The 16,162-nt window shown below is 68.2% G+C and carries 16 protein-coding genes and 1 pseudogene; 3 read left to right on the forward strand and 14 right to left on the reverse strand.

Annotation, left to right across the window (positions count from 1 at the left end; translation table 11 throughout):
- Positions 1–14 precede the first annotated feature (14 nt).
- The 4 genes from tauA to BLA15945_RS34510 all read right to left on the reverse strand — a co-directional run bounded on the left by tauA (position 15) and on the right by BLA15945_RS34510 (position 3,424).
- Entirely contained in the window at positions 15–1,031 is a 1,017-nt protein-coding gene (gene tauA / locus BLA15945_RS34495; RefSeq protein WP_174994462.1) for a taurine ABC transporter substrate-binding protein, read from the reverse strand.
- A 251-nt stretch (positions 1,032–1,282) separates the two neighbouring features.
- Positions 1,283–2,275 (reverse strand): lipoyl synthase, encoded by a 993-nt coding sequence (gene lipA, locus BLA15945_RS34500; RefSeq protein ID WP_059233095.1) that lies wholly within the window; start codon positions 2,273–2,275, stop codon positions 1,283–1,285.
- Positions 2,268–3,014 (reverse strand): lipoyl(octanoyl) transferase LipB, encoded by a 747-nt coding sequence (gene lipB / locus BLA15945_RS34505; protein ID WP_059233094.1) that lies wholly within the window; start codon positions 3,012–3,014, stop codon positions 2,268–2,270. The genes lipA and lipB overlap by 8 nt, the downstream gene beginning before the upstream one ends.
- Before the next feature lie 83 nt (positions 3,015–3,097).
- Positions 3,098–3,424 (reverse strand): DUF2917 domain-containing protein, encoded by a 327-nt coding sequence (locus tag BLA15945_RS34510; RefSeq protein WP_174994463.1) that lies wholly within the window; start codon positions 3,422–3,424, stop codon positions 3,098–3,100.
- 102 nt (positions 3,425–3,526) lie between these two features.
- Between BLA15945_RS34510 and BLA15945_RS34515 the strand changes: the two genes are divergently transcribed.
- On the forward strand, positions 3,527–4,516 hold the full coding sequence (locus BLA15945_RS34515; RefSeq protein WP_059233093.1) for a transcriptional regulator GcvA: 990 nt from the start codon (positions 3,527–3,529) through the stop codon (positions 4,514–4,516).
- A gap of 24 nt (positions 4,517–4,540) precedes the next feature.
- Here BLA15945_RS34515 and BLA15945_RS34520 read toward each other — a convergent pair whose 3' ends face one another.
- The 10 genes from BLA15945_RS34520 to BLA15945_RS34565 all read right to left on the reverse strand — a co-directional run bounded on the left by BLA15945_RS34520 (position 4,541) and on the right by BLA15945_RS34565 (position 13,671).
- On the reverse strand, positions 4,541–4,849 hold the full coding sequence (locus BLA15945_RS34520; protein ID WP_011353335.1) for an HP0495 family protein: 309 nt from the start codon (positions 4,847–4,849) through the stop codon (positions 4,541–4,543).
- Entirely contained in the window at positions 4,849–5,775 is a 927-nt protein-coding gene (locus BLA15945_RS34525; protein WP_059233092.1) for a D-amino acid aminotransferase, read from the reverse strand. Before BLA15945_RS34525 ends, BLA15945_RS34520 begins: the two co-directional genes overlap by 1 nt.
- Before the next feature lie 48 nt (positions 5,776–5,823).
- The gene (locus BLA15945_RS34530; protein WP_059233091.1) at positions 5,824–7,134 is read right to left on the reverse strand and encodes a D-alanyl-D-alanine carboxypeptidase family protein; all 1,311 of its coding nucleotides are present in this window, start codon (positions 7,132–7,134) and stop codon (positions 5,824–5,826) included.
- Positions 7,135–7,680: 546 nt separating this feature from the next.
- Entirely contained in the window at positions 7,681–8,325 is a 645-nt protein-coding gene (locus tag BLA15945_RS34535) for an alpha/beta hydrolase (protein WP_059233090.1), read from the reverse strand.
- A 13-nt stretch (positions 8,326–8,338) separates the two neighbouring features.
- Entirely contained in the window at positions 8,339–8,656 is a 318-nt protein-coding gene (locus BLA15945_RS34540; RefSeq protein ID WP_059233089.1) for a (2Fe-2S) ferredoxin domain-containing protein, read from the reverse strand.
- Between the two features lie 147 nt (positions 8,657–8,803).
- Positions 8,804–9,955 (reverse strand): VanZ family protein, encoded by a 1,152-nt coding sequence (locus tag BLA15945_RS34545; RefSeq protein ID WP_174994464.1) that lies wholly within the window; start codon positions 9,953–9,955, stop codon positions 8,804–8,806.
- A gap of 19 nt (positions 9,956–9,974) precedes the next feature.
- Complete coding sequence (locus BLA15945_RS34550) at positions 9,975–10,613, reverse strand: ABC-type transport auxiliary lipoprotein family protein (protein WP_407045125.1); 639 nt, start codon at positions 10,611–10,613, stop codon at positions 9,975–9,977.
- A gap of 68 nt (positions 10,614–10,681) precedes the next feature.
- Entirely contained in the window at positions 10,682–11,611 is a 930-nt protein-coding gene (locus BLA15945_RS34555) for an MlaD family protein (RefSeq protein ID WP_059233087.1), read from the reverse strand.
- Between the two features lie 24 nt (positions 11,612–11,635).
- Positions 11,636–12,550: an ABC transporter ATP-binding protein gene (locus tag BLA15945_RS34560; protein WP_059233086.1), complete on the reverse strand. Its 915-nt coding sequence runs from the start codon at positions 12,548–12,550 to the stop codon at positions 11,636–11,638.
- The gene (locus tag BLA15945_RS34565; RefSeq protein ID WP_059233085.1) at positions 12,547–13,671 is read right to left on the reverse strand and encodes an MlaE family ABC transporter permease; all 1,125 of its coding nucleotides are present in this window, start codon (positions 13,669–13,671) and stop codon (positions 12,547–12,549) included. The genes BLA15945_RS34560 and BLA15945_RS34565 overlap by 4 nt, the downstream gene beginning before the upstream one ends.
- 293 nt (positions 13,672–13,964) lie before the next feature.
- On the opposite strand from BLA15945_RS34565, the gene BLA15945_RS34570 reads away from it, so the two are divergent.
- Together BLA15945_RS34570 and BLA15945_RS37770 are read left to right on the forward strand one after the other, a co-directional pair.
- Complete coding sequence (locus tag BLA15945_RS34570) at positions 13,965–16,034, forward strand: bifunctional 2',3'-cyclic-nucleotide 2'-phosphodiesterase/3'-nucleotidase (protein ID WP_059233084.1); 2,070 nt, start codon at positions 13,965–13,967, stop codon at positions 16,032–16,034.
- An 8-nt stretch (positions 16,035–16,042) separates the two neighbouring features.
- A pseudogene (locus BLA15945_RS37770) lies at positions 16,043–16,162 on the forward strand (tetratricopeptide repeat protein); the annotation flags it as partial.

Raw genomic sequence — 16,162 nt, forward strand, 5'->3', positions numbered from 1 at the left:
GATGATCGCCGCGCTCAGCGCGCGGCCTTCTGCACGAACTGCGGATCGACGCCGGCCGAATAGTCGGACAGCACCGTCTGGATCGTGCCCTGCGATTTGAGGAACGTGGCCGTGGCCGCGAGCGACTTCGCGGCGCCCGATTGCGCGCCGCCGCCGAGCCACGTCGGCGACGCCTGCTCGGCCGCCGTCGGGAATGCGTAGAGCGCGAGGCTGGCCGGCACGTCCTGCGCGTTCGCGCCCGACACCTTCGCCACCGCGGCGACCTGCGGCGAGCCGACCTTCCATGCCGCCGCGTGCGCGCGGTAGTCGGCATCGGCGGCCGCGAGCACCTTCACGAAGCGCGTGACGAACTCGGGGTTCTCGCGCGCGAACTTGCGGCTCACGACGAAGCCGTCGAAGGTCGCCTTGCCACTTTCTTTCGCAACCTGGCCCGACGTCGTGAGCACGGTGCCCGACTGCTTGACCTTCGCGAGCACCGGATCCCAGATATAGGTCGCGTCGATGTCGCCGCGCGCCCACGCCGCCGCGACTTCGGGCGGACGCAGGTTGACGATCTTCACGTCGTTCGGATTGACGCCCGCGGCCTGCAGCGCGACGAGCGTATGGAAGTGCGACGTCGACACGAACGGCACGCCGATCTTCTTGCCCTTCAGCGCAGCGACGTTCGTGACGCCCGAGCCGTTGCGCGCGACGAGCGCCTCGGCGTCGTTGATGTTGTCGAGCACCCAGAACAGCGAGATGTCGAGGCCCTGCGACAGGCCGGCCGCGATCGGGCTCGACCCGGCTTCGCCGAGCTGCACGGAGCCCGACGCGAGCGCGCGGATCACGTCGGCGCCGCTGTCGAGCTTGCGGAACGTGACCTTGTAGCCGGTCGCCTTTTCGACTTCACCGCTCGCCTGCGCATAACGCCACGGCACGACCATGTCCTGGTACGCAATCACGACTTCGCGCGATTCGGCGTGCGCCGCGCCGAGCGCGGCAAAGGCGGTCAGCGCGACGACGGCGCGGCGGATGAAGCTGAAACGGGACATGCGGCTCTCCTTCGGAATGCGGGCATTGCTGCGGGAGAGCCGACTATAGGAGCTTTGCGCGCGGCGGGAGCGAACTTATCCTGCGAAGCTATCGATGCCGTTTCAGCTTTGCTTTCCACGTTCGACCGGATCGCGCGTCCGGTCGGGTGACGATTGCCATGCGGCAGCGCGGATGGCCGCAGCAGCAACAAAAAAGCCCGCATCGCTGCGGGCTTTTTCGACTGCGTGTGACGGCAGCGGGATTGCGACGCTCAGACCACCCCGGCCCCGTGCGCCTGCAGATCGGCGTGATAGCTCGACCGCACCATCGCGCCGACGGCTGCGTGCGTGAAGCCCATCTTGTACGCCTCTTCCTCGTACATCTTGAACGTATCCGGATGCACGTACGCACGCACCGGCAGGTGGTGCTCGGACGGCTGCAGGTACTGGCCGATCGTCAGCATGTCGACGTCGTGCGCGCGCAGGTCGCGCATCACCTGCAGGATTTCCTCTTCGGTCTCGCCGAGGCCGACCATCAGGCCCGACTTCGTCGCGACGTCCGGATGCTGCGCCTTGAAGTCCTTCAGGAGCTTCAGCGAGTGCGCATAGTCCGAACCCGGGCGCGCTTCCTTGTACAGGCGCGGCACCGTTTCGAGGTTGTGGTTCATCACGTCGGGCGGCGCGGCGTTCAGGATCGAAATCGCACGGTCGAGACGGCCGCGGAAGTCGGGCGTCAGGATCTCGATACGCGTTTCCGGCGACTGCTCGCGCACTTCGCGGATGCACTCGACGAAGTGGGCCGCGCCACCGTCACGCAGGTCGTCGCGGTCGACGCTCGTGATCACCACGTACTTGAGCTTCAGCGCCGCGATCGTGCGTGCGAGGTTCTTCGGTTCGTCCGCGTCGAGCGGATCGGGACGGCCGTGGCCGACGTCGCAGAACGGGCAGCGGCGCGTGCACTTGTCGCCCATGATCATGAACGTCGCGGTGCCCTTGCCGAAGCATTCGCCGATGTTCGGGCAGCTCGCTTCCTCGCACACGGTATGCAGGTTGTGCTCGCGCAGGATCGTCTTGATCTCGTTGAAGCGCGAGCTGCCGGTGGCCGCCTTCACGCGGATCCACTCGGGCTTCTTCAGCCTCTCGATCGGAATGACCTTGATCGGGATGCGCGCCGTCTTCGCCTGCGCCTTCTGCTTGGCGGTCGGATCGTACGCAGCGGTGGCGGCCGAATCGGCCGGTGCGGGAGAAGCGGTAACGTCAGTCATTCGATTGTTCCAGTGCCTGCGGCTTGTCGGCGGCCGCGGATGCGCCGTCGAGGTTGGCGATCAGACGGCGCACCAGCGTGTGGGCGACGTCGTTCCAGTCGGCGGCAACCTCGAGGCTCGCCATGTCGACAGTTTCCAGTCCGGCATAGCCGCACGGGTTGATCGCAAGAAACGGGCGCAGATCCATCTTCACGTTCAGGCTCAGCCCGTGATAGCTGCAGCCGTTGCGGATCTTCAGGCCGAGGGCCGCGATTTTCGCGCCCTCGTGTACGCCGGATGCTACGTAGATCCCGGGCGCGCCCGCCTTGCGGACCGAAGCGAGATTATACGCCGCGAGGGTTTCGATCACGGCCTCCTCGATCTTCGTCACGAGCGTGCGCACCATCAGCTTGCGCCGGCGCAGGTCCAGCAGCAGGTAGACGACGATCTGGCCGGGGCCGTGGTAGGTGATTTGTCCGCCGCGGTCGACCTTCACGAGCGGCACGCCGCTGTCGGCCACCAGCAGGTGGGCCGGGTCGCCGGCCTGGCCGAGCGTGTAGACGGGCGGATGCTCGACCACCCAGATCTCGTCGCCGGTGTCGGCCGTGCGCGTGTCGGTGAACGCGCGCATCGCGTCGAAGCTCGTCTCGTAGGCCTCGAAGCCCCGCCAGCGCACGGCGACCGGCTGGGCCGGAAAGTCGGCGGGCGATGCGGAAACGGCGACAGGCGTGGACACGATGGAAACCGGCGAGACGGACATGGGCGGTAGTTTACCGAAAACCCATGGGTCTCGCCGGGCTTGGAAAGGGACGGATTGTCAGTATCCGTCGGACGAAATGATGGTCAGACCGTGCGCCAGCCGTCGTGGAGCAGCGTGGTCAAGCGTTCGCGCAGGCGTGCCAGCCCGCCGAGTGCCACCTCCCGGGGCGGCCGCGACACCGAGAACGCGACGCGCGCGCCCTCGCGGCCTTCCGCGCTGAGCCACAGCCGCTCGCCGCGGCGCAGCTTCAGCGTTTCGCCGTCGACCAGGAAGTAGTCGTCGACGTCGTTGCTGCGCGTCGCCCAGACCGGCCCGCATTGAACGATCAGCCGCGTGCTGCGTTGCACCTTCATCGGCACGGTTTCGCCCACGGGGATTTCGAAGGTGATGCTTGAAGAAATTTCTTGCATGATCGACTCCGCCAATAAATGCTTCGATGGCTACAATCGTAGTCACTTCAAGGCGTCTGACAAAACGACCAATTTTCACGTCGATGTGAGGAAAATTAGCAAATGGACCTCCGCCAGCTACCGGCGCTGAACGCCGTTCGCGCGTTCGAAGCCGCTGCCCGTCACGAGAATTTCTCGCGCGCCGCCGACGAGCTGTTCGTCACGCACGGCGCAGTCAGCCACCAGGTGCGCGCGCTCGAGGAAGAGCTTGGCGTGCAACTGTTCACGCGCAACGGCAAGCGGCTGTGCCTGACCGACGCCGGCATGCGCTATGCGCAGCAGATCCGCACCGCACTGATGGTGATCGCCGACGCGACGCGCGAGGTGCGCTCGAGCGACCGCGACCGGCGGCTGGTGGTGTCGATGCTGTCGTCGTTCGCCGCGCGCTTCATCACGCCGCGCATCGGCACGTTCATCGAGCGGCATCCGGAAATCGACGTCGAGCTGCAGTCGACCAACTCGCTCACCGATTTCGCGCGCGACGACGTCGACCTCGCGATCCGCTTCGGCTCCGGCACCTATCCGGGGCTGCATGTCGAGCCGCTGTTCGAGGAGGTGTTCTTTCCGGCATGCGCACCGACGCTGAACGGCGGCAAGCTGCCGCAGACGCCTGCCGATCTCGTGCATTACAACCTGCTGCGCTCGGATGACGAGCTGTGGCGGCCGTGGTTCGACGCGGCCGGGCTCGATACGCTGACCGAGCCGAAACGGGGGGTGCTGTACCAGGATTCGTCGAACCTGCTGCTGGCCGCGATCGACGGCCAGGGCATCGCGCTGGTGCGCCGCTCGCTCGCGGTGCACGACCTGCTCGACGGGCGCATCGTGCGCCTGTTCGACATCGACGGGCAGAGCCCGTGGCACTATTTTTTCGTGTGTCCGCCGCCGCTACTGAGCACGCCGCGCGTGCAGGCGTTCCGGTCCTGGCTGCTCGAGCAGGTCGTGGAATACCAGCAGCTGTGCGACGAACTGGACGCGCGGCGCGCGGCGGGGAAATGTCCCGCCGAGTGCGCGCTGGAGGGAGGATGGAAAGGGATCAGCGGCCGTTTGCGCTGATCCCCGGAGCGCCGGAACGGGCGCTTAGAGCACGACCTTGACCATCGGATGGCCGGTCAGTGCGCGGTAGATGTTGTCGAGCTGTTCCTGGCTCGTCGCGCGCACGGTGATCGTGAGGCCCGTGTAATTGCCGCCGCTCGACGCGCGCTCCTCGATCTTCTCGACATCGATCTCGTTGTCGTGAACGGCGACGACCTTGAAGATCGTGTCCTTGAACTCCGGGTGCGCCTTGCCCATGATCTTGATCGGGAAATCGCACGGAAACTCCAGCAGCGACTCCTTCCGGGTATCGATCGCGCCGGTGACCTCGATGGTTTTGGTCGGTTCGCTCATCATTTTCTCCGGGTTAGGTCAAACTGTTCAAACTCGCGTGCCTTCGCACGCTGGTACGCGTCATACAGCGCCGCGAACACGGGGCCCGGCTTGCCGCCCTGGACGGGCAGATCGTCGAGCGACGTGACAGGCAGCACTTCCTTCGTGGCCGACGTGATCATGATCTCGTCAGCCGAGCGCAACTCCACTTCGCTGATCTCGCGCGCGACGAACGGGATCTTGCATTCGTCGGCCAGCTCCTCGATCAGCGCATAGCGGATCCCTTCGAGGATCTTGTTGCTGCGCGGCGGCGCGAGCAGCTCGCCGTTCTTCACGACCCACACGTTCGACGACGACCCTTCGGTCAGGTAGCCGTCACGCAACTGCAGCGTCTCGAACGCGTCGTGTTCCGCCGCATGCTGCGCCATCAGCACGTTGCCGAGCAGCGAGATCGACTTGATGTCGCAATGCAGCCAGCGGCGATCCTCGGCCGTCACGCAGCGCACACCCTTCGCACGCTCTTCTTCCGGCGGCAGGCGCAGCGGGCTCGTCATCGCGAACACCGTCGGCACCGCGTTCGCCGGGAACGCATGGCCGCGCTTCGCGACGCCGCGCGTCACCTGCAGGTAGACGAGCGCGTTGCCGTCGCCGAGGCCTTCGGCATTCGCCTCGACCACGCGCTCGATCAGCGCGCGCCAGCCGGCCGCGTCGTGCGGGTTGTCGATGCCGATCTTCTTCAGGCTGCGCGCGAGCCGCTCCAGATGCGGGTCGATCCGGAACGGCACGTGCGCGCCGTCGTGTGCATAAACGGGGACGACTTCATACACGCCATCGCCGAAGATGAACCCGCGGTCGAGCACCGGGACACGGGCTTCGGACAGCGGCACCAGTTCCTCCTGCGCCGAGACGCTGAGGTAGACGATCGGTTCGAATTCGGCTTGGCTCATAGCTATGACAGATGGGGATGAAGTCGTAAAAACAAAGGCCCGTCGCGCTTACTTCTTCTTGCTGAACATCAGCAGGATCGAGTCCCAGATACGCCCGAAGATACCCGCTTCCGGCACCGCCTGCAGCGCGACGACCGGGAATTCCGACAGCGTCTTGCCGTCGGCGACGATCTTCACGGTGCCGACCTGCTGGCCTTCCGCGAGCGGCGCGATCAGCGGCGCGTTCACGTCGACTTCGGTCTTGACCTTGTCGCCGAGGCCGCGCGGCACGGTCGCCCACTGGTCGCCCTTCACGCCGACCTGCACGGTGTTTTCCTTGCCCTTGTAGATACGCGGCGTCGACATTGCCTGGCCGCCCTTGAACAGACGCACCGAATCGAACGCGCTGTAGCCGTAGTTCAGCATCTTCATGCTGTCCTGCGTGCGCTCGCCTTCCTTCTGCTCGCCCATCATCACCGACACCAGGCGGCGCTGGCCGTCGACGCCCGGGATCGCGCGCTTCGCCGATGCGATCAGGCAGAAGCCGGCCGCCTGCGTATGGCCCGTCTTCAGGCCGTCGACCGTCGGATCCAGCCACAGCAGGCGGTTGCGGTTGCCCTGGCGGATGTTGTTGTACTTGAATTCCTTCTCCGAGAAGATGCTGTAGTACTGCGGAAAATCGCGGATCAGGTGCGCGGACAGCTTCGCGAGGTCGCCGGCCGTCGTGTAGTGGTTCGGGTCGGGCATGCCGTTCACGTCGGCGAAGTGCGTGCCCTTCATGCCGAGGCGCGCCGCCTCGTCGTTCATCAGCGTGACGAACTGCCCTTCGCTGCCGCCGACGAGTTCGGCCAGCGCGATCGCGGCATCGTTGCCCGACTGGATGATCATCCCGTACACGAGGTCATGCACGGACACCGGCTTGTTCGCCTCGATGAACATGCGCGACTCGTCGCGGCCGACGCGGCGCACCGCGTCGCTCGGCGTGACGATCTGCTCCATCGAGATCTTCTTCTTGTCGAGCGCCTCGAACACGAGGTAGGCGGTCATCAGCTTCGTCAGCGAGGCCGGCTCGACGCGTTCATCCGCATTGCCCGACGCGAGCACCGTGTTGCTGGTCGCGTCGACGAGCACCCACGAGCGTGCGTTCACGCCCGGCGGCGGCACCGCGCCCGGCATGTAGGTCGCGGGCGCGCCGGTGAACTGCTCGGCGGCCGGCGCCGCATGCGCGGCCTTGGCCTTGGCGGCCGGCTTCGCCTCGGCGACGACGATCGTCGATGCGAGCGCGACGGGCAGCATCACGCCGAGCGCGACGTTGCGCGCGGCGGTGCCGAAGGCGATGGAGGAAGCGAGGGACTTGAGGCCTTGGGGAGACAGACGCATGATCGATTCAGGCTGATGGCAGAAAGTGCGGTGCGAAACGCGCAGGGTTGAACGGCAAGGCGGCGGGCGTTTCGGGCACTCGCCCGGAAATCGCCGGGCGACGCGAAACGCGCCGGTTGGACTCGTGCGGACGCGTTCGGTTCGCGGCCGTCGCGAGCGGGCGGACAGGCGGCGAAACGAGCGCCGCATGGGCCCAGCCGGGCCGCGGGCGACGCGGAATGCGGCCATTATACGTGGCCGCGAACGGCGTTTTCGCGAACCTGGCGCCGGACGGCCGCACACCGGCTTCGGGAGCATAGCGCGAGCAGGCTGCGGACCCGCGCACTCGAAGCCGCGCGAAAGGCGTGCGCAGGCGGTGTGCAAGACGAGTCGTGTCGCCGTGCGGCAGGCGGAACGCCGCGCGGTGCGGCGCGATGTCGCGCGACGTTTCGGGAAGGATCGTGCATCCGGCCGGGTACCGGTGCGCGGGACGGGCCGCCGGCGCTTACGCCGGCGCCCGCACGCGGGCCGGGGCCGGTTCGCGCGATTGGCGGGCTTGCGCCGGCCCTAGCGCCACGCGTCGACGATGATGCGCTTCAGCACGTGCAGCTTGCGATGAAGGAAATGCTCGGCGCCGGGAATCACGACGACCGGCAGTTCCTGCGGCCGCGCCCAGTCGTATACCGACGCGATCGGCACCGTGTCGTCGGTCTCGCCGTGGATCACGAGCGTGTTCTCGGGCACGTCGGCCACCTGCCAGCGGCTCGCGGCCGTGCCGACGAACACCATCCGCTCGATCGACTCGCCCGCGTCGCGCAGCCGCTTCGCGACGTGCGACAGCACGAACGTGCCGAACGAGAAGCCCGCCAGCACGAGCGGCAGGTCCGCGTACGCGGGCTGCGCGCGCATGTGCGCGAGCACCGCAACGAGGTCGTCGGCTTCGCCGGTGCCGTTGTCGTGCACGCCTTCGGTCGCGCCGACGCCACGGAAGTTCGACCGGTAGACGACGTAGTTCAACTGCACGAGCGTGCGCGCGAGCGTCTGCGCGACCTTGTTGTCCATCGTGCCGCCGAACAGCGGATGCGGATGCGCGACGAGCGCGATGCCGCGCGGCGCGGCGCCTTCTTCACGCACGGCATCAGGCAGGTCGACCGCGATTTCGATCTGCCCGACCGGGCCCGCGATCAGCGATTTCTGCGTATGAACGTTCATTCGGCCGGCCCGCTCAGATCTTCAGGCGGTCGACGACCTTGCCGTCGCGCAGGTGCGATTCGACGATCTCGTCGATGTCGGCCTGGTCGACGTACGTGTACCACGTGCCTTCCGGATACACGACCATCACGGGCCCTTCCTCGCAACGGTCGAGGCAGCCGGCCTTGTTGATGCGCACCTTGCCGGGCCCCGCGAGGCCGAGTTCCTTCACGCGTTTTTTCGCGTATTCCTGCATGGTCTGCGCGCCGCATTGCGCGCAGCTCGGGCGTTCGGCGCCCGGTTCGCGCTGGTTCAGGCAGAAGAAGACGTGGTGCTGGTAGTAGGAATCCATGATGGTGGCGAGCGGCCCGGCGCGAGGCCGTGCGGAAAGAGGAGCGATTGCCGTTGCGCGGGGCAACGGAGGATGCCGAAGATTATAGCGACCGGCGCGCGCGGCTGCCCGCGATATGGCCGCCGCCGCGCGGCCTGGACCGCCGCGTCAGCGGCGCAGCGCGGCCGGCAGCCACGCATGCTCGACGCGCTGGCCGAGCCAGATCAGCGCCGCGTAGGGCCAGATCCAGGCGAGCCAGCGCGCGATGCTGTTGAAATGCACGTAACGCCCCTGCCGCCAGCCCGACAGCGTGAAGTCGAAGAACGGGTTGACCGGCAGCAGGTTCACGAGCGCGACGCCGGCCAGCAGCGCGAGCGCCGCGAGCGTCGCCCGCCAGGTCTCCGGCACGCGCAGCGCGACGAGCGCGGCCGCGAAGCCGAGCTCGATGCCGAGCCGCGCGCCAGGCGTCGCCCAGACGACGACGAGGCCGGTGGCCGACTGCATGAACGTCGCGGCCGCCTTCAGCACCAGCGTCGCCACGACGAGCGCGATCAGCAGCCGGATGCGCGGCGCGCGCGGCCGCATCGCAAGCGACGCGATCGCCAGCGCGGCGAACAGCATCAGCCCGCCGAGCGTGGCTTCCCACGCGGAATCGGACAGCCAGCCGTCGACCCGCTCGGGCCATTCGCTGACGCGCCACGCGTCCGGCAGCCATGCGAGCAGCGTGTCCTGCATCGACGCGTCGGCGCGCTCCCACAGCGCGGCCGGCCAGTCGCCGATGCCGAACAGGAACGGCGACGGAAACAGGATCGCGAACGGCCACAGCACGGCGAGCAGCAGCGGCGTCGCGCCGTCGGCCTCGAACCAGGCGAAGCGCAGCCGGCGCAGCGCGCCGCGATCGAGCAGCGCGCCCGTGGCCGGTGCGGCGAGCGCCGCGCCCAGCAGCGCGCCGAGTGCGTTGGCGCCAAGATCGAGATTCGACGCGACGCGCGTCGGCAGGTAGGTCTGCAGCGCCTCCATCGAGCCCGACAGCAGCACGCCAAGCCCGCCCGCGATCAGCGTCGCGGCCACACCGCGCCAGCGCGGGTGCAGCGCCAGCACGCCGAGCGCGCCGAACGGCAGATAGCCGAGCACGTTCGTGACCACGTCGAAGGCGGTCACGTAACGCTGCATCGGCGCGAACAGGTAGTCGAACGGCCCGATGCCGAGCGACACCCAGCCTTGGAACGGATACAGCGACGCGTAGACGATGAGCGCCGCGTAAGCGGCGAAGGCCTGCCGCGCGAGCGGCGATGCGCGATGCGAGCCGGTCGCGTTCATCGCGGCTGCGCGGCGCGCGTCACGGGGTGCCCGCGTACGCCTGCATGCCGACCCACGCGGCGATCTGCGACACGAGTTCGTCGCTCGCCGTCGCGAGCGCGCGGGCGCCGCCGGCCGCGTCCGGCGTGCTCGACGGGGCGCGCGCGACGAACGTGCGCTGGCCGAGCACCTTGCCGTCGAGCGTCAGCGTCGCGCGAGCGGTCACCGCGCCGTGGCTCTGCGACTGCCCGTCGAACACCTGCTCGAATTCGTTCAGGTCGACCTTGAGGGTCGGCGCGCGCACGCCGTCGGACCCTTCGAGCACCGCGCCGCGCGACGACAGCGCGCCGCGCAGCCGCTGCGTGAGAAGTTGCGCGGGCGGCGCGGTCCAGCGGCTGTCGCGATAGACGGCTACATGCTGCGCGTCCGCGTACGCGAGGCGGTACGCGAACTTGTCCGAGTCGAGCGCGTCGGGCGCGGCGACGTCGAGCACCTTCAGCGCGGGGCCCGAACCGGCCGTCACGACCGACGCGGCCGGCCCGAGGTCGTAGCGGACATTCGACAGCACCGCGCTGTTGCCGGCGCAGCCGGCCGCCAGCGCGAGCGTCAGCACGGCAAGCGCGGCCGCGGCGGGACGCAGCGCGCGGTCAAGGATTCGTGGCATGGCGTGTTCCTGCATGATGTTTCCGGTTTCGATGGGCGTCATGGCCCGGCCGTTTCCGGCCGGACGATCGATGGATTTGCGCTTCACTTCCCGGCCGTCGCACCCGGCCAGACGAAGCCCGCTTCGCCGGGCCCCGGCGCCGCGCCCGGCGAACCGAACAACAGACTGCGCGGGTTGCGGCCGAGCTCACCGGCCACGTCCTTCAATTGCCGCGACGCATCGCCGACGCTGCCGGCCAGCATATTGAAGCGCGGCAACGTGTCGTACTGCACGCGCGCGTTCAGGTCGTTCAGCGCGACGCCGACCTGCTCGGCGGCCGTGCCGGCCTTGTTCAGGTTCGACACGAGCGGCCCGTTCGGCTGCAGCAACGTGTTCGCCGACGCCATCGCGCGATTCACCTCGTGCATCGTTTCCGGCAGCGCGGTGACCGCCGGGCCGAGCTGCTTCGTCAGCGTCGTCGCGCCGTCGGCCGCGTGCTGCAGGCTTTCGGCCGTCGCACGCAACTGCTCGCGCATTTCGGGCGACATCAGCGCATTCGCGCTCTTCGCGGCCAGTTCGAGCTGCCGCAGCAGCACGTCGCCGCGCTCCTGGATCTGGTCGAACAGGCTCGGCCGCATCGGGATCTGCGCGATCGACTTCGCCGACGACGGCAGCGGCGCCAGGTCGCGCCCCGTATCCTCGAGCTGCACGAACGCGATGCCCGTCACGCCCTGGAAGCCGAGGCTGCCGTAGGTCGACTGCGTAATCGGCGCGTCGTGGTCGACGAGGATCCGGATCCGGATCTGGCCCGGATGCGTGCGATCGAAGCCGATCGACTGCACCTTGCCGACGTCGAGGCCGCGAAAGCGCACGGCCGCGTCCGGGAACAGCCCCGTCACGTTGGTGCGCGCGAGCAGGTCATACGGCACGCGCACGGTGCGGTCGACGTTGAACCAGAACACGGTGCCCGCGATCGCGAGCGTCAGCGCGATCGTGAACAGGCCGGCCCAGAACGCATGTGATTTGTTTTCCATCGGAGGGTTCCTTGTCCTTGCCTGTTACAGCTCGACGCTCGACAGCGCCGGTTCGAGGGCCGCCTTCGGCAGCTTCGCGCGCCGCTCGGGCGGCAGCGCCTGCAATGCGCGGCGCCCGCGCAGCCCCAGGAAATATTCGTGGATGAACGGATGATCGACGTTCGCGGCCTCCTCGACCGGCGCGGCGACCAGCACCTTGCGGTCCGCCAGCACCGCGACGCGCGTCGACAGCGCGACCATCGTGTCGAGGTCGTGCGTCACCATCACGACGGTCAACCCGAGCGTGCGATGCAGCGTCGCGATCAGCTCGACGAATTCGTCCGACGCCTGCGGATCGAGGCCGGCCGTCGGCTCGTCGAGGAACAGCAGCTCGGGCTCGAGCGCGATCGCGCGCGCGATGCCGACCCGCTTCACCATCCCGCCCGACAACGCGGCCGGCATCTTCGACGCGTGCTTGCACGGCAGGCCGACCATCTCGAGCTTCAGCATCACGATGTCGTGCAGCAGGTCCGGCGGCACGCGGCCGAGCTCGCGCAGCGGCTGCGCGACGTTGTCGAACACCGTCATCGACGAGAACAGCGCGCCCTGCTGGAACAGCATCCCCGAGCGCGTGCGCATCATCCGCGCGCTCGCGTCGTCGATCGTCGCCGTGTCCTCGCCGAACACCTTGATCGTGCCCGACGTCGGCCGCTCGAGGCCGAGGATCTGCCGCACCAGCGTCGTCTTGCCGGAGCCCGAGCCGCCGACGATCGCCACGATCTCGCCGCGCCGCACGTCGAAGTCGAGCTTCTGGTGAATGATGTTGCGCCCGTAGCGCTTGGTCAGGTTGCGCACCTCGATCACGAGGTCGCCGGCATCGGCCTCCCCGGCCGGCTGCGTGCCGACCGCCCCGGCGCCGCTGGCCGCCGCATGCGCCGACGTTTCGTTCGATGCGTTCATCCGAGCCCCACGTTCTGGAACAGGATCGCGAACACCGCGTCGGCGAGAATCACGACCGTGATCGACGACACGACCGACGTGGTCGTGCCTTCGCCGAGACTCTGCGAGTTCGCCTTGATCCGGAAGCCGAAATGGCACGCGACCAGCGCGATCAGCATGCCGAACACGACGCCCTTGCCGACGCCGATGTACAGGTTCGCGATCGGCACGACGCCCGGCAGCGAGCGCACGAAATAGTTGACGTCGATCCCGAGCACGAGCTTCGCGGCAAGCGCGCCGCCCGTCAGCGCGATGATGTTGGTCCACATCACGAGCAGCGGCATGGCGATGCCGAGCGCGAGCACGCGCGGCAGGATCAGCCGCAGCCCGTGCGGGATGCCCATCACGCGCATCGCGTCGAGCTCCTCGGTCACGCGCATCACGCCGATCTGCGCGGTGATCGCCGAGCCCGAGCGGCCCGCGACGAGGATCGCCGACAGCACGGGGCCAAGCTCGCGGATCACCGACAGCCCGAGGATGTTCACGATGTAGCGGTTCGCGCCGAACATCTGCAGCTGCTGCGCGGACAGGTAGCTGAGCACGATGCCGATCAGGAACGCGACGAGCGCGGTGATCGGCAACGCCTGCGCGCCGGCGCTGTAGATGTTCGCCGAGGTTTCCTTCCACGGCATCGTCTTCGGGCGGCGCAGCACCGACAGCGCATCGAGGATCACGAGGCCGAACATCGCGATGCCGCCCTGCAGGTGCTCGCCGAACGCGAAGATCGCCTGGCCGAGCCGCGTGACGGGATCGAAGCGCACGACGCGCTCCGGCGCCTCGCGCTCGCTGTCGAGCCGTTCGATGCGCTCGAAGATCGTGCGCTGCGTGACGCTCAGCTCGACCCCGGCCGGCAGCTTGCGGCCCCACACGCGCCACAGCGCCTGGCCGCCGACGTGATCGAGCCGCTCGATGCCGGACAGATCCCATTCGCTCACGCGCCCGGTGGCGATGCTCGCGACGCGGCGCGCGACGGCGCCGCGATTGCGCGCAAGCGCGAGCGCGGTCCACTGGCCGTACAGGCGCACCGTCTGGCCCTGGCCGCCGGCGTCGACCGACAGGCCGGGAGGAGTCTCGAAGTCCAAGGGCAGGTTGTTTGCAAAAGGATGACAGCGGCCATTGTAGCGAACCGCCCGGCGCCGCGACGTGAGGATTTCCGTGGGGTGCCGGGCCGGGTGCGCGCGGCCGGGGCACTGCGGCCGGGCCCGCCGGACGCCGCCGCCTGCCGCGGCCCGCGGCCGGCGTCGCGACCTTTCATTCTTCCGTCACGTTTCCTTTCGATACTCTCACGCGCCGCACATCAGGCCGTCGGCGCACCGCGCCGCCATTTGTTGCGTACCTCGCGTTTCATAAAACAGAACACCGAACAGGACAACCGATGCGTTTCCCCCCGCTTTCCCGCCGCCACGTACCGGCCGCCGCCGCGCTCGCCAGCCTCGCCTTCGCCCTCGCCGGCTGCGGCGGCGACGACGTCACCGCCACGCCGCCGTCGCAACCGCAGGCCCAGGCGCCCGTCGGCACAACGGCCACGCTCGCGCTGCTCGAGACGACCGACCTGCACACCAACGTGCTGTCGTATGACTATTTCAAGCTCGCCGCAGACAATTCGCTCGGCTTCGAGCGTGTGTCGACGCTGATCGCGCAGGCCCGCGCGCAGTACCCGAACACGCTGCTGCTCGACAACGGCGACACGATCCAGGGCACCGCGCTGTCGGACTACCAGGCGCTCGTGAAACCGGTCGGCTGCGACCAGACGCTCGCGATCTACAAGGTGATGAACGCCGCGAAATTCGACGGCGGCGGGATCGGCAACCACGAGTTCAACTACGGGCTGCCGTACCTGTCGCAAGTGACCGGCAACACGTTCGAGGTCGACGGCCTGCCGGCCCCGGCCCAGCAGAAGAAGTGCGCGGGTCCGAATTTCCCGCAGGTGCTCGCGAACGTGATCAGCGCGAAAACCAACGCGCCGCTGTTCACGCCGTACACGATCCTGACGCGCACGGTGACGGCGACGACGCCGGACGGCAAGACGGTCAGCGCGCCCGTGAAGATCGGCATCATCGGCTTCACCCCGCCCGCGATCATGAACTGGGACAAGCGCTGGCTCGACGGTAAGGTCTACACGACCGGCCTGAAGGAAGCGGCCGAGAAGTACATTCCCGAGATGCGCGCGAAGGGCGCCGATCTCGTCGTCGCGATCTCGCACGGCGGCCTCGACAATTCCGCGTACTCGCCGACGATGGAAAACGGCAGCTGGTGGCTGTCGAAGGTGACGGGCATCGACGCGATGCTGATCGGCCATTCGCACCAGGTGTTCCCGGACGCGAACAGCACCGTGTCGCAGTTCAACCTGCCGGGCGTCGACAAGGTCAAGGGCACCGTCAACGGCGTGCCGACCGTGATGGCCAACTACTGGGGCAAGCACCTCGGCGTGATCAAGCTCGGCCTGAAGTTCGACGGCAAGACGTGGAGCGTCGACAAGTCGCAGACGACCGTCGAGGCGCGCTCGACCCAGAACGCCGACAAGAGCTACGTCGCGGCCGACCCGTCGGTGTCCGCGGCGATCGCCGGCGAACACCAGGCGACGATCGACTACGTGAAGACGCCGATCGGCTCGACCGACTACCGGATGAACTCGTACTTCGCGGATGTCGGCGATCCGGGCGCGATCCAGATCGTCAACGAGGCGCAGGCCGACTACGTGAAGACCTACGTGCAGGCGAACCTGCCGCAGTACGCGTCGCTGCCGGTGCTGTCGGTCAGCGCGCCGTTCAAGAGCGGCTTCGGCGGCGGCACCGACTACACCGACGTCGCGCCGGGCGCGCTCGCGATCAACAACGCGGCCGACCTGTACCTGTATCCGAACACCGTGTACGCGGTGAAGGTGAGCGGCGCCGACGTGAAGAACTGGCTCGAGACGGCCGCCAAGCGCTTCAACCGGATCGACCCGACCAAGGCGACCGTGCAGCCGCTCGTCAGCACCTTCCCGGGCTACAACTTCGACATGTTCACGTCGGCCGATCTCGCGTATGAAATCGACGTCACGCAGCCGCTCGGCAGCCGCATCAAGAACCTGACGTACAAGGGCGCGCCGATCGATCCGAACGCGCAGTTCATCGTCGCGACCAACAACTACCGCGCGAGCGGCGGCGGCAACTTCCCGGGCCTCGACGGCAGCAAGACGATCTTCGCGTCGCCCGACGCGAACCGCGACGTGCTGATCGCGTTCGTCAAGAAACGCGGCGCGATCACGCGCGCAGCCGACGGCGCGCAGCGCAGCTGGCGCTTCACGAAGCTCGCGAGCTCGGTCGCGCACGTGCAGTTCGCGTCCGCGCCGAACCGTCTCGGCGACGCCGCGGCGGCCGGCCTGACCGGCATCACGCAGGTCGCGGCCGACGACGGCTCGGGCAAGAACCTCGCCACTTACGAGATCGACCTCACGCAATGAGACACGCGATGCAACCGATCCGGACGATGCGGCCGGCCGAAACCGGCCTCGCCGCCGCCGCGCGGCGCGTGCTGCGCGCGAAACTCCCGCCGGCCGCGCTGCTCGCGGCGGCGGCCGTGACCGTCGCG

The sequence above is a fragment of the Burkholderia arboris genome (genome assembly GCF_902499125.1).
GTDB lineage: Bacteria > Pseudomonadota > Gammaproteobacteria > Burkholderiales > Burkholderiaceae > Burkholderia > Burkholderia arboris.